This window comes from Duganella sp. Leaf61, from assembly GCF_001421905.1.
GTDB classification, from domain to species: domain Bacteria; phylum Pseudomonadota; class Gammaproteobacteria; order Burkholderiales; family Burkholderiaceae_D; genus Rugamonas; species Rugamonas zoogloeoides.
Map to the genome: position 1 here is coordinate 893,355 of NZ_LMLM01000001.1, position 24,521 is coordinate 917,875.

Sequence of the window (24,521 nt, forward strand, 5' to 3'; positions counted from 1 at the left end):
CATACTGCACTGCATCAAACAGACATTCTCAAGGAGCAACACATGACTACCACCGTTTTCAACTACCACACCAACGTTACCGACTTCGCCAGCGACGTTACCAACGCAGTGCGCAAGTTGTTCGTCGCGGTGTTCGTCAAGAAGCCAGTTGCCGTTGCCGAGCAAATCGCTGCTGAACAAAGCACCGAAGAAACCATCTGGTGGCTGAGCAGCACCGCCAACGAAGTAGCCGCGCACTCGCCGAGCCTGGCGTCGGAACTGCGTTACGCCGCAGCCCGCGCTTAAGTTGTCCGGATCCCTGTTTGAATCACTGAATTCTAGGAGAAATAACATGCTGACCATCATCGAAAACCTGCCAGTTGCCGTTGCCCTGACCGCCGTTGCCCTGCGTCTTTACCTCGGCTCCAAGCCAGGCAGCGCTAAGTAAGTCGTCATCTGTAAATGGGCAAAAGCCCCGGCCGCGCAAGCGGACCGGGGCTTTTTAACGTCCGGGCCTGGCCTGGCTGTCTATGCTTTGTTCAACTTTGAGTTGCGCATGCCGTACAGGAAATACGTAATGACAGCCGCCGACATCCAGATCGCAAAGATCGTGTAGGTGGTCAGCGACAGGCCGAACATCAGATACAAGCAGGCGCTGATGCTCAGTCCCGGCACCAGGTAAGGGCCGAACGGCACGCGGAAACCGGCGGTCGGGTTGGCGCGCTGCTTGTAGCGCAGTACCGGCACCGCCAGCGACACCACGATGAACGCCGTCAAGGTGCCCATGCTGACCATGTCCCACAGGAAGGTCGCATCGACAAAGCCGGCCACCAGTCCCACCACCAGGCTGACGATCAGGGTGTTTTGCACCGGCGACGCCGTGCGCGGATTCACTTTCTGGAAGGTCCTGGAAATCAGGCCGTCCTTGGAAATCGCGTACAGGATGCGGGTCTGGCCATAAATCGTTACCAGGGTCACACTGAAGACCGAAATCACCGCGCCGGCCGCCAGCACCAGTGCCGGCCACTTCTGGCCGGTGACGTTCTGCAAAATCACCGCCAGGCCTGCTTCCTGGCCGGCAAACATCGACGCCGGCTGCGCGCCCATGGCCGCAAATGCCACCAGCATATAAAACACGGTAACGATTGCCAGCGCCGACAAGATGCCGATCGGCACGTTGCGGGTAGGATTGCGCACTTCTTCGCCGGCGGTGGCCACCGTGTCGAGGCCGATAAACGAGAAGAACACGGTGGCGGCAGCGGCAGTCACCCCGGCCATGCCGGTGTAGTGGACGCCATTGTCCGGGCTGAAGAACGGGTGGAAATTATTGATATCGAAACCCGAGAACGCGATCACGATAAAGAACACCAGAATCGCCAGCTTGATCAGCACCATGATGGCATTGGTGGTGGCCGATTCCTTGGTGCCACGGATCAGCAACACGCAGCATAAGATCACCAGCAGGATCGGCGGCAGGTTGATATGACCGGGGCGCAACTCGATGCCATGGCTGGCCGTGGCCACGATCATGGGTGAGCGCAACATTTCCGGGATATGCCAGCCGAAGGCATTATTAAGGAAGTTGTTCAGGTAGTCGGACCAGCCGATTGCCGTGGCGCTGGCCGCCAATCCATACTCGAGCAGCAAGCAGGCCGCCATAATAAAGGCCAAAAACTCTCCCACCGTGGCGTACGCGAACGAATACGACGATCCCGACGCGGGTATGCGGAACGACAACTCGGCATAGCACAGCGCCGTCAGGCCGGCGGTAATGGCCGCGATCAGGAACGACAACACTACCGACGGGCCGGCCTTGGGCACGGCCTCGACCATCGTGAAGAAAATGCCGGTGCCGATGGTGGCGCCAACGCCGATCATGGTCAGCGGAAACAATCCCATCGAGCGATGCAGGCGGTTGCCGGAAGGCGCTTGATCGGCGCTGACATGCTCGACGGGTGGAGCGACCGGCTTGGTACGGGTCAGCTTCTGGACCAGCGTTTGATTCACAGTGATTCCTTGTGGGAGATATGTTCGGGCAAAAAAACTAAGCGATTATAGGCCTTTACGCCTTCCCTAAAGAAAGTTCTTGTGTGTGATCTATACAACTTAAATAAAGTGTTAACAATGCTATTGTCGTTACAGTTACTTACTTTTGATACAGCCAGGATGTAGATCGAGATCGATACGCGCGCTACTCTTGGTACAAGTTTGATACTTATATAAGACATCGAGGAGATTCGTGTTATGCCGGTTAAAAAAATTCATTCCCATATTCCCACCGTCTCGCGCCGCGTCCACCCTGCCGTCGGCGTTGCTGCCGCTCTGCTGGGCTTTGTCGCCACGCTTGCCGCCGTCCTCATCGTGCGCGGCCAGGGAAGCAACTAACAAGTTACTGCTGACCAGCCGGAAGCCAGGCTGTAAAATTGAGCCGGTCGGGATAAGAAGGGGTATCCCTGACACCCAGGGTCAGCCAAAGCAGTCCAAGCCAGCCTGTGACGGGAGCCGTCGTCCCCTTGGCTTTGGATTTATGTGGTAACACGCTACTACCGAGAACTGCTCAATTTCCTGTCGCGCGCGGTGAACAACCGCGAGGCTGCCGCCGACCTGGCGCAGGAGAGCTATGCGCGCGTGCTTGCCATGCAGCAGGACGGTGTGACCATTGCCGAACCCCGCGCCCTGCTCTACCGCACCGCGCGCAACCTCATGATCGACCAGCACCGGCGCGACACGGTGCGCGGCGTCTCCGCTGAACCAGATCACCACGCCGACGACTTCAAGGTGCTCGATACGCTGGCCGCCCCCGCCGCCCTCGAACCCGAAACCGCCGCCATGTCCGCCCAGGGCGTGCAGGCGATGCTGGCCGTGATCGGCGAGCTGCCGCTGCGCTGCCGCGAAGCCTTTATCCTGCATAAATTCGACGGCCTGTCGCAAGCGGCCGTGGCGCAGCAGATGGGGATTTCGGTGACGATGGTCGAGCGCCACATCAAGCACGCCATGCAGGCATGCCGCCGCTGCGCGGAAAGTCCACCGCATGAATAAATTGTTCGCCGCCCGGGGTTGGGCTGGCGCCGACTCGCGCGTCTACATCCATATCCCCATGACACCGCCATGAACCCAAGCCCGTCATCCCCCGCTCACGCAAGCGACGTCGATCAACAGGCGCTGGACTGGTTCGCCCGCCGCCAGCGCGCGTTCACGGCCGCCGAGGAAGCCGCGTTTCACACCTGGCTGCAAGCCGATCCGGCCCACCGAGCGGCGCTGGCCCGCTGGCACGACGACTGGCGCCAGCTCGACGAGTTGCCGGCCGATGGCGTGGCCCAGCTGCGCCGGCAGCTGGCGGCAGACCTGGCGGCGGAGCAGCGCGGCAGTGCCCCAGCATCCCGAGGCCGGCGCGACTGGCTGGCGAGCCTGGCGGCGATGGCGCCGCGTGCTGCGCTGGCGACAGTTGCCCTGTCGGCAGCCGGCGGCGGCTTCCTGGCCTGGAACCGCTGGCAGCAGCAACCGCTTTACGCGGGCAACTTCCGCACCCAGCGCGGCCAGCAGCAGGACGTGACCCTGCCCGACGGCAGCATGCTGCGGCTCGATACCGACACCCGCATCGCCGTGGCCCTGTACCGCGAGCGGCGCGAGGTGCGCCTGCTGGGCGGCCAGGCCGTGTTTCACGTCCAGGGCGACCCGGCGCGCCCGTTCGAGGTGCTGGCCGGCGCCGTGCGCGTGACCGTGGTGGGCACGCGGTTCTCGGTGCGCCACACCCCGGACATCCCCGGCGCCGACGAGATCCGGGTGCAGGTCGAGGAAGGCCGTGTACGCGTGACCGGCGGCGCCGGCTCGCCGGTGATGGAGCTGGGCGCCGGCCAGCGCATCGCTGCCGATGCCGATGGCCAGCTGGGCCTGATCGGCCGGGTGGCGGAAGCGGGCATCGCACCGTGGCGGGACGGCCGCATCACGTTCGATAACACGCCGCTGGCGCAGGTGCTGGCGGAATTCGGCCGTTACGGCAGCACCGGCCTGCAGGTGCGCGATGCCGAAGTCGCCGCCTTGCGCGTGACCGGCACGTTCGATCCGCAACGGCTGGAAAACTTCCGCCGCGTGCTGCCGCGCGTGCTGCCGGTGGCGCTGCGGCGCGACGGCGCGGTGACCGAAATCGTCTCCAATGACAAATAACTGAAAAATATTTTGCTGCGGGGGTTGGGGTTCCGTTACACCATGCGTCTACATGAGAAGGATTCTTATTCAACTTCTGGAGATCGCATGTCCCGTTTCAGCTTTCAACCTGCGCCGCTGGCCTTAGCCATTGCCCTCGCATTTGCCACCACCGGCGCGTGCGCCCAATCTGCGCCGTCGCCAGCGGCGGCAGTCGCGGTCGAGATCCGTATCGGCGCCCAGCCGCTGGCGCCCGCGCTCGACGCCCTGGCGCGCCAGACCCGGCTCGAGCTGATGGTGCAGCCGGCGCTGGTGGCCGGCAAAACCGCGCCGGCCGTCAATGGCCGCATGACTGCGCGCGACGCGCTGCACATCCTGCTCACCGGCAGCGGGCTGGCGGCCGATATCGACGGCACCGTGGTCACCATTCGTCCCCAGCGCCGCGACGACGCCGCCGTGCAAACGCTGGGAGCGGTGTCGGTCACCGCGCAGGCCAGCCCCACCACCGAGGGCACCGGCTCGTACACCACGCGCGCGGTCAGCATCGGCAAGGGCGAGCAGGCGCTGAAGGACATTCCGCAATCGATCAGCGTGGTTACGCGCCAGCTGCTCGACGAGCAGGCGCTGACGACCGTGTACGACACCCTGGCCAGCACCACCGGTGTCACCATCCAGCAAAGCCCGCAAGGCGGCAAATACATCTACTCGCGCGGGTTCGATTTGACCACCGTGCAGTACGACGGCGTGCCGCTCAATCGCGGCATGTACGGGCGCGCCAGCAATCTCAATGCCGGCACCGCCGTCTATGACCGGGTGGAAGTGCTGCGCGGCGCGGCCGGTCTGCTGCAAGGCGCCGGCAATCCCGGTGGCGCGGTAAACCTGGTACGCAAGCGCCCCCTGGCCACCGACGCCACCAGCGTGGTGGCCAAGGCCGGCTCGTGGGACAACTACGGCGTGCAGCTTGACGCCAGCCGCGTACTGAGCGACGACGGCAAGGTGCGCGCGCGCGTGGTGGCCGACTACGAAGACAAAAAATCGTTCATCGACTACGCCGACCGCCGCAGCCCCACCCTGTTCGCCACGCTCGAAGCCGATCTGTCGCCGCAAACCACGGTGAACCTCGCGCTCAGCTCCGAGGAAGTGAAAGGCCGCCCGTTCCTCAACGGTCTGCCGCGCTACAACAATGGCCGCGACCTCGAGCTGCCGCGCTCCACCTTTCTTGGCGCCACCTGGAACCGCCAGAACAACAGCAACCGCGGCGCGTTCACCGACCTGACCCACTATTTCAACGACGACTGGACCCTGAAAGTCAGCACCGCCTACGTCGAGGAAAAAAACGACATGAAGTACGCCGGCTCCGGCGTGGCGATCAACCCGACCAGCAATCGCGGTGCGCTGCGCGCTTCGAACACCATCGCCAAGAACAAGCTCTCGGGCATGGATGCCAACATCACCGGCAAGTTCGACGCGCTGGGCCGCCGCCACGAAGTGGTGGCCGGCGTGACGTACTCGTACGCCGAAGCGCGCACCATCTACGGCGTGAGCAGCAACTACTACACCTACGACATCAATAACTTCAATCCCGATTTCCCGGAACCATCCGACGATTTCATTTATCAAACCACGCGCGAGGCGCGGGTAGGCAAGTCGCGCGAAATCGGCGCCTACACCGCCGTGCGCCTGCAACTGGCCGACCCGCTCAAGCTGGTCATCGGTGGCCGGGTGGGCTGGTCGCGCACCGTGTGGGACACCGTTACCACCGGCCGCGCGGCGTCGATCTCGACCACCAACCAGGGCGAACACGCCAAGCTGGCGCCGTACGCGGGCCTGATCTATGCGATCAGCCCGACCTGGAACGCCTACGCCAGCTACGCCGACATCTTCTCGCCGCAATACGAGCAAAAGGAATCGGGCGAAGCCCTGAAACCGCTGGTAGGCGCCAACTACGAGGCGGGCGTAAAGGGCGAGCTGCTGGGAGGCCGTTTGAACACGTCGCTGGCGCTGTTCCGCGTGGTGCAGAAAAACCGCGCGCAGGAAGACTTCAGCACCAGCCCCACCTGCCGCAGCGACTACTACTGCTACACCGACACCGGCAAGGTGCGCAGCCAGGGCATCGATGCGGAAGCGAGCGGCGAACTGCTGAAAAACTGGAACATCTTCGCCGGCTACACCTTCAACCGCACCAAGTACCTGGAAGACGTCAACAGCGGCGGCCTGGCCTTCAATAGCTTCACGCCCAAGCACATGCTGCGCCTGTGGACCACGTACCAGCCTGACGGCGCGCTGCGCGACGTCACCGTGGGCGGCGGCGTCAATACCCAGAGCATGAGCTATCGCACCATTGGCGCGCAGTCGGCGGTGGTCAGCGGCCGCGCGGTGTGGAACTCGATGATCAAGTACCAGATCAACCCGCGCTGGTCGGCCACCGTCAACTTCAACAATATGTTCGACAAGCGCTATTACAGCACCCTGTCGAGCTTTGTGAACGCCAACTATTACGGCGATCCGCGCAACGTGATGCTGACCCTGCGCGGCAGCTTCTGATCGTCGCGGAGTTCAGGTCGTGATGAAAGACGGTTTCCGTCAACAGATGTCATGGCTGCACACTTGGTGCGGCCTGACGGCGGGCTGGGTGCTGTGCGCGATTTTTCTCACCGGGACGCTGGCGGTGTTCCGCCAGCCGATCACGCAGTGGATGGAAGCACGGCCGGTGGTGCAGGACGCTGCGGTCGGTGACCGCGCGGCCGTGCTGCGCGCGGCCACCACGCACCTGGCGGCCAACGCCGGCAAGGCGCGCTTCTGGCGCATCGAACTGCCGGGAGAGAACGGCGGCCCGGTCCTGCTGGTGTGGCAAGGCGGCGGTCCTGTCGCGCTGAACCCGGCCACCGGCGCGCCGCTCACTGGTGAACAAGCAGCGAGCCGCAAGACCGAGGGCGGACGCCACTTCATGTCGTTCCACTACATGCTGCAGGCCGATACGCCCGGCTACTGGCTGGTGGGCTGGGCCTCGATGTGCATGCTGGTGGCGCTGGTCACCGGCGTGGTCGTCCACAAGCGCATCTTCAAGGACTTCTTCACGTTCCGGCCCGGCAAAGGCCAGAGATCATGGCTCGACGCCCACAATGCCACGGCGGTGCTGTCGCTGCCATTCCTGTTCATGATCGTGTATACCGGGCTGACGTTTTTCTACACCAGCTACATGCCCTGGCCGCTGCAAGCGGTGTACGGCCAGGACGGCTACCAGCGTTACCAGCTTGAGCTCGATGGCGAGCAAGCCGCTGCACGCCGGCCACGCGGCGGCGCGCCAGCGGCGATGCAGGACCTGGCGCTGCTGGTGCCGCAGGCTGAAGGCCTGATGGCCCGTCCGGCGCGGCGCGTGCTGGTCGAGCAGCCGGGCCGCGCCGGCATGGTGGTGCGCGTATTCGGCCCCGCCGACGATCACCGCGCCGCGACCATCGCCCATACCTTGTCGAGCGTGGCGTTCGACGGCGTGACTGGCGCCGTGATCGAAGTGAAGACGCCGCGTGTGAATGAGCCTACTAGCAGCGCCGACGTCCACGAAGTTTTAAAGGCGCTGCACCTGGTGCGCTTTGGCGGCTGGAGCATGAAGTGGTTGTATTTCGTGAGCGGCCTGCTGGGCACGGCGATGATGGCGACCGGCACCATCCTGTTTTGTGTCAAGCGCCGCAAGAAGAGCGAACAGGAATTCGGCCGCGCCACCGCCGGCGTGTATCGCGTGATCGAGGCGCTCAACGTGGCGGCGATTGCCGGCATCGCGCTGGCCTGCATCGGCTACTTCTATGCCAACCGCTTGCTGCCGGTCGAGTGGACCGACCGCGCGCTGTGGGAAATCCGCGCCTTCCTGTGGCTGTGGCTGGCGACCTTGCTGCACGCGCTGGTGCGCCCCTCCATGCGCGCCTGGGTCGAGCAACTGGCGGCCGGCGCGGTGCTGTGCCTGCTGCTGCCGCTGTTGAACTATCTGACGACCGGCCAGCACCTGCTGGCGTATGCAACAGCTGGCGACGGGCAGCGCGCCGGCGTGGAGCTGGTGGCGCTGGGGTTTGGCGTGATGCTGGCTGTGATGGCACGGCGCGCACAGCAGGTTCAGAAAGGGAAACCATGAGCGCGAAAACGACTGGGGTAAGTGCACGCTATCGCTGGGAAGTGGCAGGCAGATTCGTGCTGGCCGGCGTGGGTGGCTACGGGTTGACGGCGCTGCTGTCGACGGTGCTGGCCTTGGCGCTGCCATGGCTACCAGGCGTGTCGCGCGCCGAGGGCGTATTGATCGCCAGCCTGCTCAGTTTTACGTTTTACACGCTGTATGTGCTGTGGGTGTTTGCCACCCGCAGCGCTTGGAGGGTGTGGGTGGCGACTGTGCTGGCCTGCGCGCTGTTGTACGGCGCGCAGGTGCTGCTCAGTTAAACCTGCCTCAGGCTACCCGCACCACCATCAACCCTGCCCGTAACCCCACCCGCACATCGGGATTGGGAAACACCACCAGCTCTTCCGGATGCTGCACCGTGTAGACAGTGTCGCCGTCGCGGGCGATTTCTTCGCCCTGCTTCATCGCAGTGAAGTTGTGGGTTTCCTTGCCGAAGGCCATGCGGAAGTCGTCGCTGAGCTTGATGATCTGGCGCGCGGTGTTGAAGATGTGCGGCTGGCGGCCGGCGCCCGAGGTTGGGGTGCCGCGCAGCAGGTCGTCCAGTGCCTGCGACGCGTCGGCGAATTGCGCCAGGTCATTCTGGCCCAGCGTGCCGATGCGACCCAGTTCCACCGTGGTGCCGGCCGCGCCGTGGTGCTCGGCCGAGTAGTAGCTGTACGTGCCCACCGATGCCGGATTCATGATCACGGCGCCGATTCCCGCTGCCCCCAGCCAGTCGAGCAGCGCACGGCGCGGTTGCTCGGCGATGATCTCGGGGACAATGGCAAAGGTCGGATAGACCGAAGGGCGGATCGCCGTGTGCAGGTCGAGGTGCCAGCGCACCTGGCCCGCGTCACCGAAGAAATCGGCGGTGGCGGCAATCAGCTGGTCGGCGCGCGCTGCTTCGGCGGTACCGGCCAGCGTACCGCGCTCGGCGCGGAACATGCGGTTCAAGTCGGCGTCGATGAAGCGCTTGCCGGCGCGGATGGCGCCGATATTGCCCACGCAAAGCATCAGGTTCACTGCCAGCTTGTCCGCCTCGCGCGACAGGGCGTCGAGCAGGTACGCGACCATTTCGATCGGTCCCGTCTCGTCGCCGTGCACGCCGACTGAAATCAGCAACGCTGGCCGCTCCCCGGGGTTACCCTCCGCCTTGATGGTCAGGATGCCGTCGGCCGGCTGCGCCACCGCGAAGCCGGCGGCGCCGAAGCGCTGCGCAACCGCGCTGAAATCGGCTTGCGCCAGCGCGCGTACCGGCTCTGGCAATGCCGCCGGTACTGGCGTGCGATAGCCAGCCATGCGCTTACGCCGCCAGCAGGGTGGTCCCTGCCGTGGTGCCCGCGTTGACCGCCTCGGACAATGCCCACACATCGAGCATCGCCTGTTCCAGGTCGGTCGGCTGCGCATAGCCCGACAGGCCGAGGGTGTTGGCCACCAGTTCCACCGCTTCGGCCGCCGAATGGCCGCCGGTTGCGTGTTGCAGGACCTTGGACAGCAGGCGTTGCTGGGTGCGGCGCAGCGCGTTTTGTGCGTAGTTGCGCAGCTGCTCCTGCGAGCGGTTGGCTGCCGGCAGTTTCAGGCCGCGTTCGAGCACGTCGATGCCCACTTGCGTGCGCAGCGCCAGGCCGATTTGCAGGAAGGCCGGCAAGTCCATGCCCGCCGGACGCTGCACCGACAGGGCGGCAAACACGAACGCCGCCACCGCTTCGATGGCATCGACCGCGTTCCATGCCTGGACGAATTCAGGGCGCAGACCGGTGGTCAGTTCGGCATCGGACTGGCCGTCGGCTGGCGTCAGTTGCGACAGCAGTTCCGGCTGGTCGAACAGGCGCGTGAGTTCTTCCACGCCGCCGCGCAGCTGGTCGGCTGGCACGGTCAACGCGCCTTCGATCACGGCGCGTTGCAGCACGCGGGTGCGGGCATCGACCTTGATCGAGACGGCGCGCGGGATCTTGAGCGCGTCCGCGTCGAGCGTGGCAAATACCGGCGCCAGGTTCAGTGCCGACCAGGCCTGGCCCCAGGCCTGGATCACGTCGGTTTCATCGACGCCATGTTCGCCGGCCAGCTGGCGCAGCATCAGCGGACCGCAGCGGTTGACCGCTTCGTTGGCCAGCACGGTGGCCAGGATGGCGTTGGCCAGCGGGTGCGCCAGCGCCGGACGGGTGGCGACCATCAGCTCGGGGAAGTACGGCTTGAGCATCGACTCGGCCCAGCTGTGTTCCGTCAGCGGCAGCGCCGACAGGATGCGCTTGTAGCGGTTTTTCACGTTGGCGATCACCACCGCCAGTTCCGGCGTGGTCAGGCCGCGGCCGTCGGCCTTGCGGCGCGCCAGTTCGGCCACCGTCGGCAGCTGCTCCAGGTCGCGCGACAGCGCCCCCTCTTCTTCCAGGAACGCGATCAGGTCGGCGTAGCCGTCCTGCACCGCCGGTTCCACCTGCGCCTGCGCTTCGCGCACCAGCAAATGGGTTTGCAGCGTGTTGTCGCGCAGGACCAGGCGTTCGATGTCGGCGGTCATCAGGTTGAGCGTGTGGTTGCGGTCCGCTTCGCTCAGCTGGCCGGCGTTCATTTCCACGTCCAGCCACATCTTGACGTTGACTTCGTGGTCGGAGCAATCGACGCCGGCCGAGTTGTCGATGGCGTCGGTGAAGATGCGGCCACCGGTCAGCGCGAATTCGATCCGGCCCGCCTGCGTGGCGCCCAGGTTGCCGCCCTCGGTAACGACCTTGCAGCGCAGCTGGTTGCCATCGACGCGGATATTGTCGTTGGCGCGGTCCTTGACCTGCGCGTGGGTTTCGGTCGATGCCTTGATGTAGGTGCCGATACCGCCGTTGTAGAACAGGTCCACCGGCGCTTTCAGGATGCGGTGCATCAGCTCTTCCGGCGGCAGCGAGGTCTCTTCGATGTCGAGCACTTCGCGGATTTGCGGCGACAGTGCGATGGTACGCGCGGTGCGCGGGTACACGCCGCCGCCGGCCGAAATCAATTCCTTGTTGTAGTCGTCCCACGAGGAACGCGGCAGCGCGAACATGCGCTCGCGCTCGACGAACGACTGCTCCAGGTCCGGGTTCGGATCGAGGAAGATATGGCGGTGGTCGAACGCAGCGACGATTTTCAGCTTGCGCGACAACAGCGCACCGTTGCCGAACACGTCGCCCGACATGTCGCCCACGCCGACCATGGTGGTTGGCGTAGCGTGGATGTCGTGGTCCATTTCGTAGAAGTGGCGCTGCACAGCTTCGAAGGCGCCCTTGGCGGTGATGCCCATTTTTTTATGGTCGTAACCATTGGAGCCACCCGAGGCAAACGCGTCCCCGAGCCAGAAGCCGCGCTGCACGGCGATGCTGTTGGCGATGTCGGAGAAGGTCGCGGTGCCCTTGTCGGCGGCCACTACCAGGTACGGGTCGGCACTGTCGTAGCAGACCGTGTCTGCTGGCGGCACGATGTTACCGAGCACGCGGTTGTCGGTCACTTCCAGCAGGCTGGAAATGAACAGGCGATACACTGCTTCGCCTTCGGCCGCGATGGTTTCGCGCACGGCGTCTTTCGGCATCTGCTTGCAGACAAAGCCGCCCTTGGCACCGGCCGGCACGATCACGGCGTTCTTCACCATCTGGGCCTTGACCAGGCCGAGGACTTCGGTGCGGTAGTCCTCCATGCGGTCGGACCAGCGCAAGCCGCCGCGCGCGACCGGGCCGCCGCGCAGGTGCAGGCCCTCGAAGCGGCGCGAGAACACGTAGATCTCGCGGTACGGCTTAGGTTCCGGCACCAGCGACAGGTTGCTGGTGTCGAACTTGAAGATGATCTTGTCGCCCTTCTGGTCGTTCTGGAAGTAGTTGGTGCGCAGGGTGGCGGCAATCAGGTTGGCCAGCGCGCCCAGTACTTCCTCGCTGTCGGCGTGGTTGATCCCCGGCAGGCGCGCCTTGATGTCGGCCAGCTTGTCGAGCGCTTCGGCGCGGGTGGCCTCGGCCAGCGACGGGTCGAACCGGCGCAGGAACACGTCCACCAGCTCTTTGACCAATGCCGGCTGCTTGCGCAGGGTTTCGGCGATGTAGCGCACCGAGAACTGCGTGCCGGTCTGGCGCCAGTAGCTCATGTACGCGCGCACCAGCTGCACTTCGCGCACGCTCAAGCCGCCTTCGATGACCAGGCCATTGAGGCGGCCGTCTTCGGCTTCGTTGTTGAACAGTGCCGAGAACAGCTCTTCGGCCACCATCACCACGCCAGGCTTGGACAGGCTGGCCGCGCTGGCCGGGTCCACCGACAAGCTGGTGACGTAGCGGCGCTGGCCGTCAAGGCGCAGCGAGTGCGATTGTTCGCGGTCGATGGTCACGCCGGCGTTATGCAGCGCCGGCAGGATGATCGACAGCGACGGTACCTGGTCCACCGAGTACAGGCGGATCGAGGTGCCACCGTTGGAATTCTCCACCCGTACATCGACGCGCGACGGGTCGATGTTGTGCAGGATGGTTTGCAGGTCCTGGAAAGCGGCGACCGGCGTGGTGGACGCCACGTAATCGACCGGCAGCGTGGCGCACATCTTGCGCAGGTGGGCGCGTACCGGCTCATTGGGCACGGTGTCGGCCAGTTGCGAGAAGCTGTCGTGCCAGCCGTCGAGCACTGCGGTGAGCGGCTGCTGGATGTCGGTTTCCAGGTCGAGCGGATAGCGCGCGCCATGGGCGATCAGGTACACGCGGGCCAGCGGGCCATCGGCCACCAGCGTTTGCAGGCTGACGTGGCTGGCGCCGGACGTGCTTTGCAGCGTGCGCGCCAGCGACGAAGCGACGCTGTTGCTGTAACGCTCGCGCGGCAGGTACACCAGCACGTTCAGGTGGCGCGCATAGACGTCGCGGCGCGCGAACACCTTGGTGCGCGGCTGCTTGTACAGCGAGACGACGGCGCCGCAGACTTCGGCCAGCCATTGCGGATCGGCTTCCAGCGCTTCGGTGCGCGGCAGCGATTCGAGGATCTCGATGAATTTCTCGGCGCGGAAACCTTCCTGGCGCACGCCCGCAATCGACAGCACCTTGGCCACGCGGCCGCGCGCGAACGGCAGGCGGTTGAGCGGCGTGGACGTGGCGGCGCGGGTGAACAAACCGACGAAGCAGTATTCGCCGAGGATCGCGCCTTGCGCGTCGGTGTGGCGGATGCCGATGAAGTCGAGCTGCTGGTCGCGGTGCAAGGTGCCTTCCACGTCGGCCTTGACGATGGACAGCGTGTGGGCGCGCTTGGACAGCGTGTCGAAGTCGCCGGGGATGTTGGCCAGGCAGGTGCCATAGACCGGGTGCGCCGTATCTTGCAGCACGCCGATGCGGCTCGGGATGTCGCGTTCGAGCTCACGCACGCCCGGTTTCACCTGGTAGTAGGCATAGCCGAACGGCTCGAAGCCTTCGGTGCGCGCCCATTCCAGGAAGGCGGCGACTTCCTTGCCTTCTTCGCCGATGGCGGCAGCTTCGGTGCCGATGCGGCCCAGGTGCGCCAGCATGGCGGCCTTGTCGCGGCGGACCACGGCAGCGTCGCGCGAGACCATCTGGATGCGGTCCACCAGCGCGCCCAGTTCGGCGGCAGGCAAGTCTTCGGCCAGCAGGCACAGTACGTACGATTCGAGCTTGTCGCCGGCCTGGCCGACACTGGTGACCACGCCGTCGGCGTTGCGCGCCACCGGCAGCACGGCGTTCATCACGCCGCTGGCGGCGACGTGCAGCTTGCGCATGGCCATGACGATGGAGTCCACCAGGTACGGCATGTCGTCGTTGAGGATGAGCAGCGCGGTGGCTTTGCCGCCACGGCCATCGTCGTAAGGGAGCGTCACCACTTGCGCACCGGCGCCGGTGCGCTGGGCCGCTTTGCTGAAACCTTCCATCAAGACCGGCGCCAGGCTGGCGGGCACGGTGCCGGCCAGGTCTTCGTCGTCGAGGGCTGCGAGCCAGGCGCCGATCAGGGCCGGGACCTGGGCGTTGCTGCTGGCAGGCTGGCTGGCGTTGATCGATGCGAGCGTTTGGGCGCGCAGGTCTTGTGGTGTTTGTTTCATTGTTTCTTCTCCAATACGTAACGGGTATTTTAGTATTTAGGTAGTTCTCGCAGACCCACGCCGCGCCGCTTGTGGCGGCGCGGCGTGGGTCTGTTGCTGCTGGTGATGCGGTATTAGACCAGCTTTTAAAACTTCGCGCCCATACCAGAAGGATTGCCGGTCAACTCAGGTCGTACAGGTCGGGCAGGTTCAGGATGCGGCTCAAATCTTCCAGCGCCGTGCGCACCTCGATCGCCAGTTGCGGGTCGGCCAGGTCGTCCGGCGACAGGCTGTCGCGGTAGTGCTTTTCCACCCACGCCACCAGCGCGTGGTACAGCGTCTCGGTCATCACCACGCCCTGGTGCATGGCTGCGGCTTCCGCGCCGGTGAGCGCCACGCGCAGGCGCAGGCACGCGGGGCCGCCGCCGTTGCGCATCGACTGGCGCAGGTCGAACGTGATCAATTCGTCGATCGCGCCTTGCTCCGCCAGCAGGCCTTCGAGGTAGCGCGCAACCGATGCGTTTTCCTGGCATTCCTGCGGCACCACCAGCGCCATCTTGCCGCTGTCCTTGGTCAGCAGCTGGCTGTTGAACAGGTAGCTGGCCACCGTGTCGGCCACCGCCACCTGCGCCGTCGCCACGCGTATCGGATTGAACTCTGCGCCCAGGTCGCCCACCGCGCGGCGCAGGCGCTCGATGGCGTCCGCTTCGTCGGCAAACGCCTGCTCGTGGTAGAACAGCACGTTGCCGTTGCCGACCGCGATCACGTCGTTGTGGAACACACCCTGGTCGATCACGTCGGGATTCTGCTGCACGTACACGGTGCGCTCACGCGACAAGCCATGCAGGCGCGCCACGGCTTGCGAAGCTTCCAGCGTTTGCCGCGCCGGGAAGCGCTTCGGCGCCGGCGCCGCCGCATCGAACTCGGTGCGGCCATACACGAACAGCTCCACGCCGGCGCTGCCATGATCCTTCGCAAAGCGCGTGTGGTTGGCCGCGCCTTCGTCGCCGAACGCCGGCGTGCCGGGCAGCGCATCGTGTACGGCAAAATGTTTTTGATCGGCGAAGATGGCGCGCAGGCTGCGCGCCGACTGCGTGTGCTCGAAGGCGCGGTGCAGCTTGTTGTTCAGGTTGGCGGCGGTGAAGTGCGCGCGCCCGTCTGCGCTGTCGGCCGACGGACTGACGGTCGCCGCATTCGCGGTCCACATGGGCGAGGCCGAATATGCGCTGGCCAGGATTACCGGCGCCTGTTTCGCAGCCTTGGCCAGCACCTCGGCGTCGGTGCCGGTAAAACCCACGCTGCGCAGCAGGCGGAAGTTGGGACGCACCTGCGGCGGCATCACGGCCTGGCCAAAGCCGCGCGCGGCCAGCGCGCGCATCTTGGCCAGTCCCTGCAGGGCGGCCAGCTTGGGGTTGCTGGCGCTCTTGACGTTGTTGAACGAGGCGACGTTACCAAACGACAGGCCGGCGTAGTTGTGCGACGGCCCGACCAGGCCGTCGAAGTTGAATTCGCGTGCGCTCATGCCAGCCTCTTAAAAATGCATGCCGGGCGACAGCTTGGCCGGCAGTTCCAGTGCGGGGTTTTCAATCGAGGCGACCGGGTACGCGCAGTAGTCGGCCGCGTAGTAGGCGCTCGGGCGATGGTTGCCCGACTTGCCCACGCCGCCGAACGGCGCGGTGCTGGCCGCGCCCGTGGTCGGACGGTTCCAGTTGACGATGCCGGCGCGCGCGCGCACCTGGAAAATCTTCCACAACTGCTCGTCGTTCGAAATCAGCGCCGAGGCCAGGCCGAATTCGGTGGCATTGGCAGCACGGATGGCAGTGTCGAAGTCCGCCACGCGGATCACCTGCAGCAGCGGACCGAACCACTCTTCGTCGGGGATGTCCTCGGCATCGGTCACATCGACGATGCCGGCCGTGACAAAGCCGGTGTCTTCATCAAGGTGGCGCATGGCGAGCAGGCTCACGCCACCCTTGGCGACCATGTCTTCCTGCGCCTGCACCAGCCGTTTGGCAATCGCAGACGACACGACCGGCCCCATGAACGGCGCCGGTTCCGCGTTCGACGCGCCGACCGTCAGGCGGCTGGCCACGTCCACCAGGCGAGCGATGATGGCGTCGCCGGCAGGGCCCTGCTGGACGATCAGGCGGCGCGCGCAGGTGCAGCGCTGGCCGGCCGAAATGAACGCCGACGACACGGCCATGAACACGGCGGCATCGATATCGTGCGCATCCCAAATCACCAGCGGATTGTTGCCGCCCATTTCCAGCGCCAGCATCTTGCCCGGCTGGCCACCGAACTGTTTATGCAGCGCGGTGCCCGTGGGGCAGCTGCCGGTAAACAGCACGCCGTCGAGCTGTGGATTCTGGCCCAGCGCAATGCCGGTTTCGCGGCCACCGTTGACCAGGTTGATCACACCGGCCGGCAAGCCGGCCTGCTCCCACAGCTGCACGGTCTTGATCGCCGTGCGCGGTGCGTATTCGCTCGGCTTGAACACCACCGTGTTGCCGGCGATGAGCGCCGGCACGATATGGCCGTTGGGCAGGTGGCCCGGGAAGTTGTACGGTCCGAACACGCCGAACACGCCGTGCGGGCGGTGACGCAGCACGGCCTCGCCATCGGCCACCCTGTTTTGCGACAGGCCAGTGCGGGCGTTGTAGGCTTGCACCGAGATGTCGATCTTGTTGGCCATGGTGGTCACCTCGGTGCGCGCTTCCCACAATGGTTTGCCCACTTCCTCGGCGATCAAGAGCGCCAGTTCTTCCGCGTCCTGTTTTAACAGGTCACGGAAGCGCAGGCACACGGCGATGCGTTCTTCCAGAGGTGTCAGCGCCCACGCTTCGAATGCGGCTTGCGCAGCGGTGCAGGCGGCATCGACATCGTGCGGCGTCGATTCGCGGCTGGCCCAGGTTTGCTGGCCGTTCGATGGATCGACGGTCACCAGCTCGGCGCCGCCGCCCACCGACCACTGGCCGTTGACGAAGTTGCTCAGGACATTGCTCAGGGGGTTGTTCACGGTATTAAACATGGGGATTTTTCCTCGAGTTGAGCGACAGGGTGCGCACGGCGTCGCCGTCGGCGCAGCGCAGGGCGTCCTGCTCCGCTGCCGACAGCGCCACGGCGCCATTCACTGGCGCGGTCTGCGACAGGATCATGCGGAAATCGTGGAGCGTAGTGTTCGACACCAGCAGCGGCTCCGGGTCGGGCACCGTGGCGCACGCGGCGTCCGGCACAGCAGCACTGCCCACCTGCGCCAGCACGCTGTCGCGCATGGCGCGCAGTTCGGACACGCGCGCCTGCAGCACCGGGCCGGCATCGAAAATATCGACGTAGCCCTCGAAATACAGGCCCTCCTGTTCCAGCAGCCGGCGCGCCGGCGCGGTGGACGTGTGGACCTTGCCGATCACCTCTTGCGCGTCGTCGGGCAGGTAGGCCACGTACAAAGGCTGGCGCGGCATCAGCTCGGCGATGAACGATTTTTTGCCGACCGCGGTAAGCGCATCGACGTGATCGAAATCCATCTTGAAGAAGTGGCGGCCCAGTCCTTCGTAGAACGGCGAGCGGCCGTTTTCTTCCTGGTAGCCGCGCATTTCGGCGATCAGCTTTTCGGTAAACAGGTGCGGGAACTGGGCGATGAACAGGAAGCGGCTTTTCGACAGCAGCTTGCCGTTGTTGCCGCTGCGGTAGTCGGGATGCAGGAACAGCGAGCACAGTTCGGTGCTGCCGGTAAGATCGTTCGACAGGTACAGCGTTTCCATGCGCGTAAACACATCGATCTCGCGGCTCGAGTGCACCAGGGTGCCGATACGGTAGTTATAAAACGGCTCGTTCAGGCCCACCGCCCCCTTGATGGCGCACACGCCGGCCAGGCGGCCCGAGTCGGTATCTTCCATCACGAACATGTAGTCGCGTTTTTCGGGCGCGATGGTTTCGGCAAACGAGGCGACCGCGATCGCCAATCGGTCGCCCATCATCTTCATGTCGGGCTTCAAGGTGGTCATGCCGCTGCCGACCTGCGTGGCCATCACGTACAGGGCGTCGAGGTCGTCGGCTTGGATGGCGCGTACTACTAGCATAGGTGGTCCAGTCTCAGATTCGGACGCAGATGACGGTGTCGCCGTCCGCGATGTTCAGCGTGTCCAGCACCTCTGCCGGCAAGGCCACGGTTACCTGCGCTTCGAGCGCGGCGCAGTCGGCGATGACGGCGCGGAAATTGTGTTCGGCGCCGGACGAAATGGCGTAGCGCACCGGCGGTTCGCGGCCGCGATCGCGCAATTCCGGCGCCACGGTGGCGCGCCGTTGCAGCGCGCCGGTGAAGGTGCGCAGCGAGTTTTTATGGGCTTGCAAAATCGGGCCGCCATCGAAAATATCGATGTAGTCGTCGGCCTCGAAACCTTCGGCCGTGAGCAGATTGAACGCCAGCTCGCCCGACGGATGGATCTGGCCCATGGCGGCCTGGGCGTCGCCCGGCAGCAGCGGCACGTACACCGGGTAGTGCGGCATCAGTTCCACGATCAGGGTGCGGTTGCGGGCGCCGCCGATCACGCGTTCGGCATCGAGAAAATCCATCTGGAAGAACTTGCGGCCCAGCGCATCCCAGAACGGCGAACCGCCATTGGCATCGGTGACGCCGGCCAGCGGCACGAAGAAGCGGTCGGAGAAGCGGTGCGGCGCGAGCACGGCAAACATCAGCCGCGCACGCGAGAGCAGCGCCGCTTCGGCCGTGCCCTGTTCGCGCTCGCCCACGTAAAAGCTCGACAGCTGCGAATAGCCGGTCAGCTCGGAGCACAGCGTGAGCGCGTGCACGCTGTGGCTGATATTGAGGTCGCGCGAGACTTGCTGGATGACGTCGTTGCGGAACGAAAAATAGGTGCCGTTGGACCCGGCGGCAGCAAAGATGGCGGCGGTGCCCGCAATGGCGCCGTCGGCCAGGTTTTCCAGCACCAGCAGGTACGATTCCTCGCTGGCGATATCGACCTGCGCGGCAAAAGAGGCGATCGAACCCTCGATCATGGCGAGGATTTTCTCGCGTGTCTTGGGCAGGGTATGCACTCCCGGCATGGGTACTGCGGCCAGCGCCTCGAGGGCGTCGATATCCGCTAGTTCGACCGGACGGACTACATACATGGGAACTCCTTCGGTAGGGGGCTCGAAAACCTGCTGCGCGGGGCGCTATTGCCTGTGCGTTGCTCGCTACGGTTTTCGAGGCCCCCGTTAGGGTACAGGCAAGGCGCCCACCCGGAAACGTCGCGCCGCCCTGCCCGCGCAGGCGGAAAGGGCGGCGCGCGGCGCAATTTACGCCTTCAGCAAACCATCGATCGACAAGCGCAAGATGCGGTCGGCTTCGGCGATCTGTTCGTCGGTGACGATCAGCGCAGGCGCCAGGCGCAGCACGTCCATGCCGGCGATCAGCACCATCAGGCCGTTCGCTTCAGCGGCTTTCTGGATGTCTTTCGAGCGGCCTTTCCAGGCGTCGGTGACCACCATGCCCAGCAGCAGGCCGGCGCCGCGTACCAGCGCAAACACTTGCGGGTAATCGGCGACCAGCTGCTCCATGGTGCCACGCAGCTTGTCGCCGGCCTGCTTGACGCGCGCCAGGAACTCGGGCTGGTTGATGGTTTCCAGCACCGTCAGCGCCACGGTGGCGGCCAGCGGGTTGCCACCGTAGGTGGTGCCGTGGCTGCCGACGTTCAGGGTGGCGGCCAGTTCGTGGGTGGTCAGCATGGCAGCGACCGGGTAGCCGTTGCCCAGCGCCTTGGCGGACGTGAGCACGTCCGGGGTGATGCCGTAGGTCATGTAGTGGAACAGGTCGCCGGTACGGCCCATGCCGCATTGCACTTCGTCGAAGATCAGCACGGCGCCGGTCTGGTCGCACAGGTCGCGCAGCGCTTGCAGGTAGGCCTGGTCGCCCGGCACCACGCCGCCCTCGCCTTGCAGCGGCTCGACGATCACCGCGCACACGTCATCGGTAATGGCGGCGCGTGCCGCTTCGATATCGTTATAGACGATATGGTCGATTGACGGTGGCAGCGGCTCGAAGCCTTCGGTGTACTTCGACTGGCCACCTACCGAAACGGTAAACAGCGTGCGGCCGTGGAACGATTGCAGGCACGAGACGATGCGCGACTTGTGCGGGCCGAACTTGGCGTGCGCGTATTTACGCGCCAGCTTCAGCGCTGCTTCGTTGGCTTCGGCGCCGGAGTTGCAGAAGAAGGCGCGGTCGGCAAACGTGGCTTCGGTCAGGGCCAGGCCCAGGCGCAGTACAGGCTCGTTGGTGTAGCCGTTACCGAGGTGCCACAGGGTGTTGGCCTGGCGCGTCAGCGCCTCGACCACGATCGGGTTGCAGTGGCCGAGCGAGTTGACGGCGATGCCGGACGTGAAGTCCAGGTAGTGCTTGCCATTCTGGTCCCACAGGTCCAGGCCAGAGCCTCGGACCGGAACCATCGCTGCCGGTGCGTAAGTAGGCACCAGGACTTCGTCATACGTCTGACGAGTCACAGGACGGGTGGTAGCGGTCGTATCTTTGGCGTTCATGGCATTCCCTATTCATGTTGGAGAGTACTTGGGTTGCGCGCGGCAACGTGCCGCGAGACCCATTATAAAAAACGGCATGCTAAAACTCTTTTCTAATGGCGACAAGGTTTTTCACTTTTGGCCGCCAGGAAAGTCGAGAGCGCGTGACATAGCCTTCAGAGCAAGGCGCAGCGACGAAGACAGTACGCCTGTACAGCGAGGCGCTGCAACGCAGCGCTGGAGGTTTTGTCACGCGCTCTAGTTGGCCAGTTTGCGTTGGCGTTCTTCGCGGGGAGTATTGCCGAATAAAGCACCGAACGCCGTGGAAAAATGCGAGCCCGATGAAAAGCCGCACATCAGTCCCACCTGCACGATCGAGTGGTTGGTTTCGAGCAGCAACTGGCGCGCACGTTGCAGGCGCAACTCCAGGTAGTAGCGCGACGGCAGGCTGTCGAGGTACTGCTTGAACAGGCGTTCGAGCTGGCGGCGCGACAGGCCCACCAGGTTGGCGATGTCGTCGGTGGACAGCGGTTCTTCGATATTGGTTTCCATCAGGGTCACCGCTTCCGACAGGCGCGGCTGCAAGGCGCCGAAGCGGGCCTGCAGGGCAATGCGCTGGCGCTCGTCGTGGCTGCGCACGCGCTCGATGCACAGGTTTTCCTTGATCGCCGCCTGCACCGTGGCGCCGCACAGGTGTTCGACCAGGGTCAGCGCGAAGTCGATGCTGGCGGCGCCGCCGCAGCAGCTGAGGTGGCGGCCGTCGAGCTCGAACAAGTGCTGGCTCAGGATGGCGCGGTCGGTGATGCTTTCGGTGTCGCCGTACAGCGCCCACGGCAGCGCCACGCGCACGCCGGCCATCACGCCCGCCAGCGCCAGCCATAGAACGCCCGCGCCCACGCCGCCCCAGTATTCGGCGCTGCGGATGCGCTCGATCACGGCGCGCGCCAGCTCCGGTGCCATGGTGCGGTCGGCGTCGTCCGCCACCAGCAGTGCAATCTGCCAGCCAGGCTGTGCCAGCACCACTTGCGCGGGGGTCATGGTTTCAAGCTGGAAGGCGTCGCGGCCCAGCATGGCGGCGGCCATGCGCAGCGGTTGCACCAGGCCGGCCCAGGTGAGCGCGTCGGCCTCGCCCGCATTGACCAGCAGCACGCGCAGCGGCCGTTGGCGGGCCAGGCCGGACAGGTTAGCAAAGGACATCGATACGCTGGGGCATGAATGGAAGTTCACTATAGTACCCGCCCCGGCTGCAAATTGCGAACCAGCTATAATCACGCCCCATGGGCGAACGATATTTGAAAAGTGTCCGGCTGCTGGCCGAATGCATGCAAAGCTTTGAGCGCAGCTCGGCGGAACACGCGCGCGCCTGCGGCCTGACTCATGCGCAGTTCGACATCATCGCCACGCTGGGCAATACACCGGGCATGTCGTACAAGGAGCTGGGCGAGAAAACCCTGATCACCAAGGGCACCATGACCGGCGTGATCGAACGCCTGGAACAGAAAGGCCTGGTCGAGCGCGAGCGCAGCGACTGCGACAAGCGTTCGTTTTTTGTCCGGCTCACGGCCGCCGGCGAGGCCACGTTCAACACGGCGTTTCCGGCAATGGTGGCGATGGGCCGGCAAATGTTTGCCGATTACAGCGACGAAGACTACGCGGCCCTTGAAAAAAATCTCGCCAGGCTTAAGAATGCCGTCATGGCTGGCGCCAATCACTGTGCGCCCATCACCGACCCAACCAAGGAAATCATTTGAAAACTGCTCTGATCGACGGCGTCAAGCCGGCAAAATTCGACAAACACATCATCGGCAACCTGCTGCTCAACGTCGCCCACGAGGACGAAGTGCGCCTGGAAAAGCTGTTGATCGGCGTGCGCAATGAAGAAGGCGAAATCTTCCGCCTGATCGGTGCAACCAAGCCGAACAGCTATATGAACGCGGTGGAAGAGCTGGAAGACCTGGGCCTGGTGGACGAGCTCAAGGGCATGGACAATACCGACGGCTACGACGCCATCTTCAGCGAAGAGTAAGACAGTTTAAAAAGTCTTTACATAAAAGTTCCACCGAAAAGTTCTACGGAGCAATATTCCGCGTATAATTTTTCGGATGGACAGACTCGACGCATTCAAGGCCATCGCTGAACAGGCTGGCCGCGGGGAATTGACCTTCCCCGCCAACGTCAACGCTTCGCTGCGCTTGCAGCAGGCATTGAACGATCCCGACTGCCACGTGGAAGCGGCAGCCAAACTCATCCAGGCTAACCCATTGCTGGCTGCGCGCAGCGTGGCGATTGCCAACTCGGCAGCCTACAACCGCTCCGGCATCGAGATTACCAGCGTCAAAACTGCCGTGCAACGGCTCGGTGTACGCACCCTGCAATCGCTGGTGGCGGCCCTGATCGTGCGCCAGATCGGCAGCGAAGTCACCAATCCCGCCCTCAAGCAGCAAATCAACCAGTTGTGGGAGCACACGGCGCACGTGGCCGCGCTCGCGCAGGTGATCGCGCGCCGCGTTACCCGGGTCGATCCGGAAACCGCGCTGTTCGCCGGCATCATGCACGAGGTGGCGGGCTTTTACATGCTGTCGTGCGCCGGCGACTACCCGGAGATCATCGACGGCGAACCGGAAGACTGGGTGGACCATGGCGAGATCAAGATCGGCCGTGGCGTGTTGACGCGGCTGGGCGTGCCCGACGGCGTGTTCCAGGCCATCGAGGCGATGTGGGCCGGCTTGCGCGCGATTCCGCCGGAAACCCTGGGCGATACCCTGCTGCTGGCCAACGACCTGTCGCCCGTGCCGTCGCCGCTGTACCAGCCGCGCGCCAACATCAGCGAACAGGGCGCGCGCACCATCGACTTCCTGATCGGCGACGGTTCGCTGCATGGCATCATGCTCGAATCGGCCGAAGAAGTGCGGTCGCTGTACTCCGTGCTGATGATGTAGGCAAAAAAAAAGCCCGCTGGGTAGCGGGCGAAGTCCAAAACTAGGGATCTCCTCCAGAGGAGATGACTGAACAATATCAGCTCTGCGTGACTCGCTCCGTGCGCCACTTCACACAAGCGCACCATTCGTTTCCAAATCCAAATGTTTTTCGGTCTGGCGCCATGCCGGCAGCTGGCGGATGCGCGCGTGCCACGCCGCCAGGTGGATGTAGCCGTCCAGCGGCAGACGTGCCTGCTGCGTGTACATCAGCGGCGCGGCCAGCGCGAAGTCGGCCAGGCTGAGGGCGTCGCCCGCCACCCAGGCATGGGCGCGCAGGTGCCGATCCAGCACGGCCGCGTGACGGGTCAGGTCGTACGTGCCGCGCGCCACTTCGAGCGGATCGCGGGCGCCGCCGCCGGTCATGCCCTTCCAGATATTTTCCCAGGTGAGCACGCTGATGGCCGGCGCGAAGTGCTGGCATGCCCACAGCATCCAGCGGTTGACATCGGCGCGCTGCGCCGGGTCGCGCGGGTACAGCGCCGCGCCGCCCGCCGTGGTGTCGGCCAGGTATTGCATGATGGCGCACGATTCCCACAGGATGAATTTGCCATCCTGCAGCACCGGCAGCATGCCGTTCGGATTGAGCTCGGCCAGGCGGCGGCGGTCGCCCGCGTCCATCAGGCTGATTTCGGTCAGATCGAGCTGCACGTCCAGGTGGATGGCGGCCATCATCACGCGGCGGGAATTGGACGAGATCGGGTGGTGGTACAAGCGCATGCGGGGCTCCGTGTGGTATAGAAGAGCCTCGATGGTAGCGGCG

Annotated in this window: 20 protein-coding genes; 10 read left to right on the forward strand and 10 right to left on the reverse strand. The window is 64.7% G+C overall.

The genetic code is table 11. From position 1 onward, the window contains the following. The first annotated feature begins 42 nt into the window (after positions 1 to 42). Complete coding sequence (locus ASF04_RS03925) at positions 43 to 285, forward strand: hypothetical protein (protein WP_019923614.1); 243 nt, start codon at positions 43 to 45, stop codon at positions 283 to 285. 222 nt (positions 286 to 507) lie between these two features. On the opposite strand, the gene ASF04_RS03930 is transcribed toward ASF04_RS03925, so the two are convergent. After that, positions 508 to 1,986, reverse strand: a complete 1,479-nt coding sequence (locus ASF04_RS03930; protein ID WP_056138260.1) for an APC family permease — start codon at positions 1,984 to 1,986, stop codon at positions 508 to 510. Between the two features lie 237 nt (positions 1,987 to 2,223). Here ASF04_RS03930 and ASF04_RS27295 point away from each other — a divergent pair, with 237 nt between their 5' ends. The 6 genes from ASF04_RS27295 (at position 2,224) to ASF04_RS27895 (ending at position 8,544) form a co-directional block, all read left to right on the forward strand. Next, complete coding sequence (locus ASF04_RS27295) at positions 2,224 to 2,364, forward strand: hypothetical protein (protein ID WP_019923611.1); 141 nt, start codon at positions 2,224 to 2,226, stop codon at positions 2,362 to 2,364. 144 nt (positions 2,365 to 2,508) lie between these two features. Continuing rightward, the gene (locus ASF04_RS03935; RefSeq protein ID WP_056138262.1) at positions 2,509 to 3,018 is read left to right on the forward strand and encodes a sigma-70 family RNA polymerase sigma factor; all 510 of its coding nucleotides are present in this window, start codon (positions 2,509 to 2,511) and stop codon (positions 3,016 to 3,018) included. 69 nt (positions 3,019 to 3,087) lie between these two features. After that, on the forward strand, positions 3,088 to 4,143 hold the full coding sequence (locus ASF04_RS03940; RefSeq protein WP_056138263.1) for a FecR family protein: 1,056 nt from the start codon (positions 3,088 to 3,090) through the stop codon (positions 4,141 to 4,143). A gap of 87 nt (positions 4,144 to 4,230) precedes the next feature. Continuing rightward, positions 4,231 to 6,666 carry a TonB-dependent receptor gene (locus ASF04_RS03945; protein WP_056138265.1) on the forward strand — a complete coding sequence of 812 codons (2,436 nt, stop codon included), beginning with the start codon at positions 4,231 to 4,233 and terminating at the stop codon, positions 6,664 to 6,666. Between the two features lie 22 nt (positions 6,667 to 6,688). Next, complete coding sequence (locus tag ASF04_RS03950; protein WP_056138266.1) at positions 6,689 to 8,245, forward strand: PepSY domain-containing protein; 1,557 nt, start codon at positions 6,689 to 6,691, stop codon at positions 8,243 to 8,245. Continuing rightward, positions 8,242 to 8,544, forward strand: coding sequence for a hypothetical protein (locus tag ASF04_RS27895; protein ID WP_056138269.1), 303 nt, complete (start codon positions 8,242 to 8,244; stop codon positions 8,542 to 8,544). The genes ASF04_RS03950 and ASF04_RS27895 overlap by 4 nt, the downstream gene beginning before the upstream one ends. A gap of 7 nt (positions 8,545 to 8,551) precedes the next feature. Here ASF04_RS27895 and ASF04_RS03960 read toward each other — a convergent pair whose 3' ends face one another. The 8 genes from ASF04_RS03960 to ASF04_RS03995 form a co-directional block, all read right to left on the reverse strand. Continuing rightward, entirely contained in the window at positions 8,552 to 9,562 is a 1,011-nt protein-coding gene (locus ASF04_RS03960; RefSeq protein ID WP_056138271.1) for a succinylglutamate desuccinylase, read from the reverse strand. A gap of 4 nt (positions 9,563 to 9,566) precedes the next feature. Further along, positions 9,567 to 14,291, reverse strand: a complete 4,725-nt coding sequence (locus ASF04_RS03965; RefSeq protein ID WP_056138273.1) for an NAD-glutamate dehydrogenase domain-containing protein — start codon at positions 14,289 to 14,291, stop codon at positions 9,567 to 9,569. Positions 14,292 to 14,451: 160 nt separating this feature from the next. After that, positions 14,452 to 15,792 (reverse strand): N-succinylarginine dihydrolase, encoded by a 1,341-nt coding sequence (astB, locus tag ASF04_RS27300; RefSeq protein WP_056138275.1) that lies wholly within the window; start codon positions 15,790 to 15,792, stop codon positions 14,452 to 14,454. A gap of 9 nt (positions 15,793 to 15,801) precedes the next feature. Further along, positions 15,802 to 17,298 (reverse strand): succinylglutamate-semialdehyde dehydrogenase, encoded by a 1,497-nt coding sequence (astD, locus tag ASF04_RS27305; protein ID WP_056138277.1) that lies wholly within the window; start codon positions 17,296 to 17,298, stop codon positions 15,802 to 15,804. Further along, positions 17,291 to 18,346, reverse strand: a complete 1,056-nt coding sequence (gene astA, locus ASF04_RS03980; protein WP_056138278.1) for an arginine N-succinyltransferase — start codon at positions 18,344 to 18,346, stop codon at positions 17,291 to 17,293. The genes astD and astA overlap by 8 nt, the downstream gene beginning before the upstream one ends. 13 nt (positions 18,347 to 18,359) lie before the next feature. Beyond that, on the reverse strand, positions 18,360 to 19,397 hold the full coding sequence (locus ASF04_RS03985) for an arginine N-succinyltransferase (RefSeq protein WP_056138280.1): 1,038 nt from the start codon (positions 19,395 to 19,397) through the stop codon (positions 18,360 to 18,362). 168 nt (positions 19,398 to 19,565) lie between these two features. Further along, positions 19,566 to 20,804 carry an acetylornithine/succinylornithine family transaminase gene (gene astC, locus ASF04_RS03990; RefSeq protein ID WP_056138281.1) on the reverse strand — a complete coding sequence of 413 codons (1,239 nt, stop codon included), beginning with the start codon at positions 20,802 to 20,804 and terminating at the stop codon, positions 19,566 to 19,568. A gap of 237 nt (positions 20,805 to 21,041) precedes the next feature. Further along, positions 21,042 to 21,980, reverse strand: coding sequence for a GlxA family transcriptional regulator (locus tag ASF04_RS03995; RefSeq protein ID WP_019923597.1), 939 nt, complete (start codon positions 21,978 to 21,980; stop codon positions 21,042 to 21,044). 125 nt (positions 21,981 to 22,105) lie between these two features. Between ASF04_RS03995 and ASF04_RS04000 the strand changes: the two genes are divergently transcribed. The 3 genes from ASF04_RS04000 to ASF04_RS04010 all read left to right on the forward strand — a co-directional run bounded on the left by ASF04_RS04000 (position 22,106) and on the right by ASF04_RS04010 (position 23,722). Further along, complete coding sequence (locus ASF04_RS04000) at positions 22,106 to 22,534, forward strand: MarR family winged helix-turn-helix transcriptional regulator (protein ID WP_082488545.1); 429 nt, start codon at positions 22,106 to 22,108, stop codon at positions 22,532 to 22,534. Further along, on the forward strand, positions 22,531 to 22,809 hold the full coding sequence (locus tag ASF04_RS04005; protein WP_019923595.1) for a hypothetical protein: 279 nt from the start codon (positions 22,531 to 22,533) through the stop codon (positions 22,807 to 22,809). Before ASF04_RS04000 ends, ASF04_RS04005 begins: the two co-directional genes overlap by 4 nt. A gap of 76 nt (positions 22,810 to 22,885) precedes the next feature. Next, positions 22,886 to 23,722: an HDOD domain-containing protein gene (locus ASF04_RS04010; protein WP_056138284.1), complete on the forward strand. Its 837-nt coding sequence runs from the start codon at positions 22,886 to 22,888 to the stop codon at positions 23,720 to 23,722. A 108-nt stretch (positions 23,723 to 23,830) separates the two neighbouring features. Here the strand turns inward: ASF04_RS04010 and ASF04_RS04015 are convergent, their stop codons facing one another. Continuing rightward, positions 23,831 to 24,478 (reverse strand): glutathione S-transferase family protein, encoded by a 648-nt coding sequence (locus tag ASF04_RS04015; protein WP_056138286.1) that lies wholly within the window; start codon positions 24,476 to 24,478, stop codon positions 23,831 to 23,833. Positions 24,479 to 24,521: the final 43 nt, after the last annotated feature.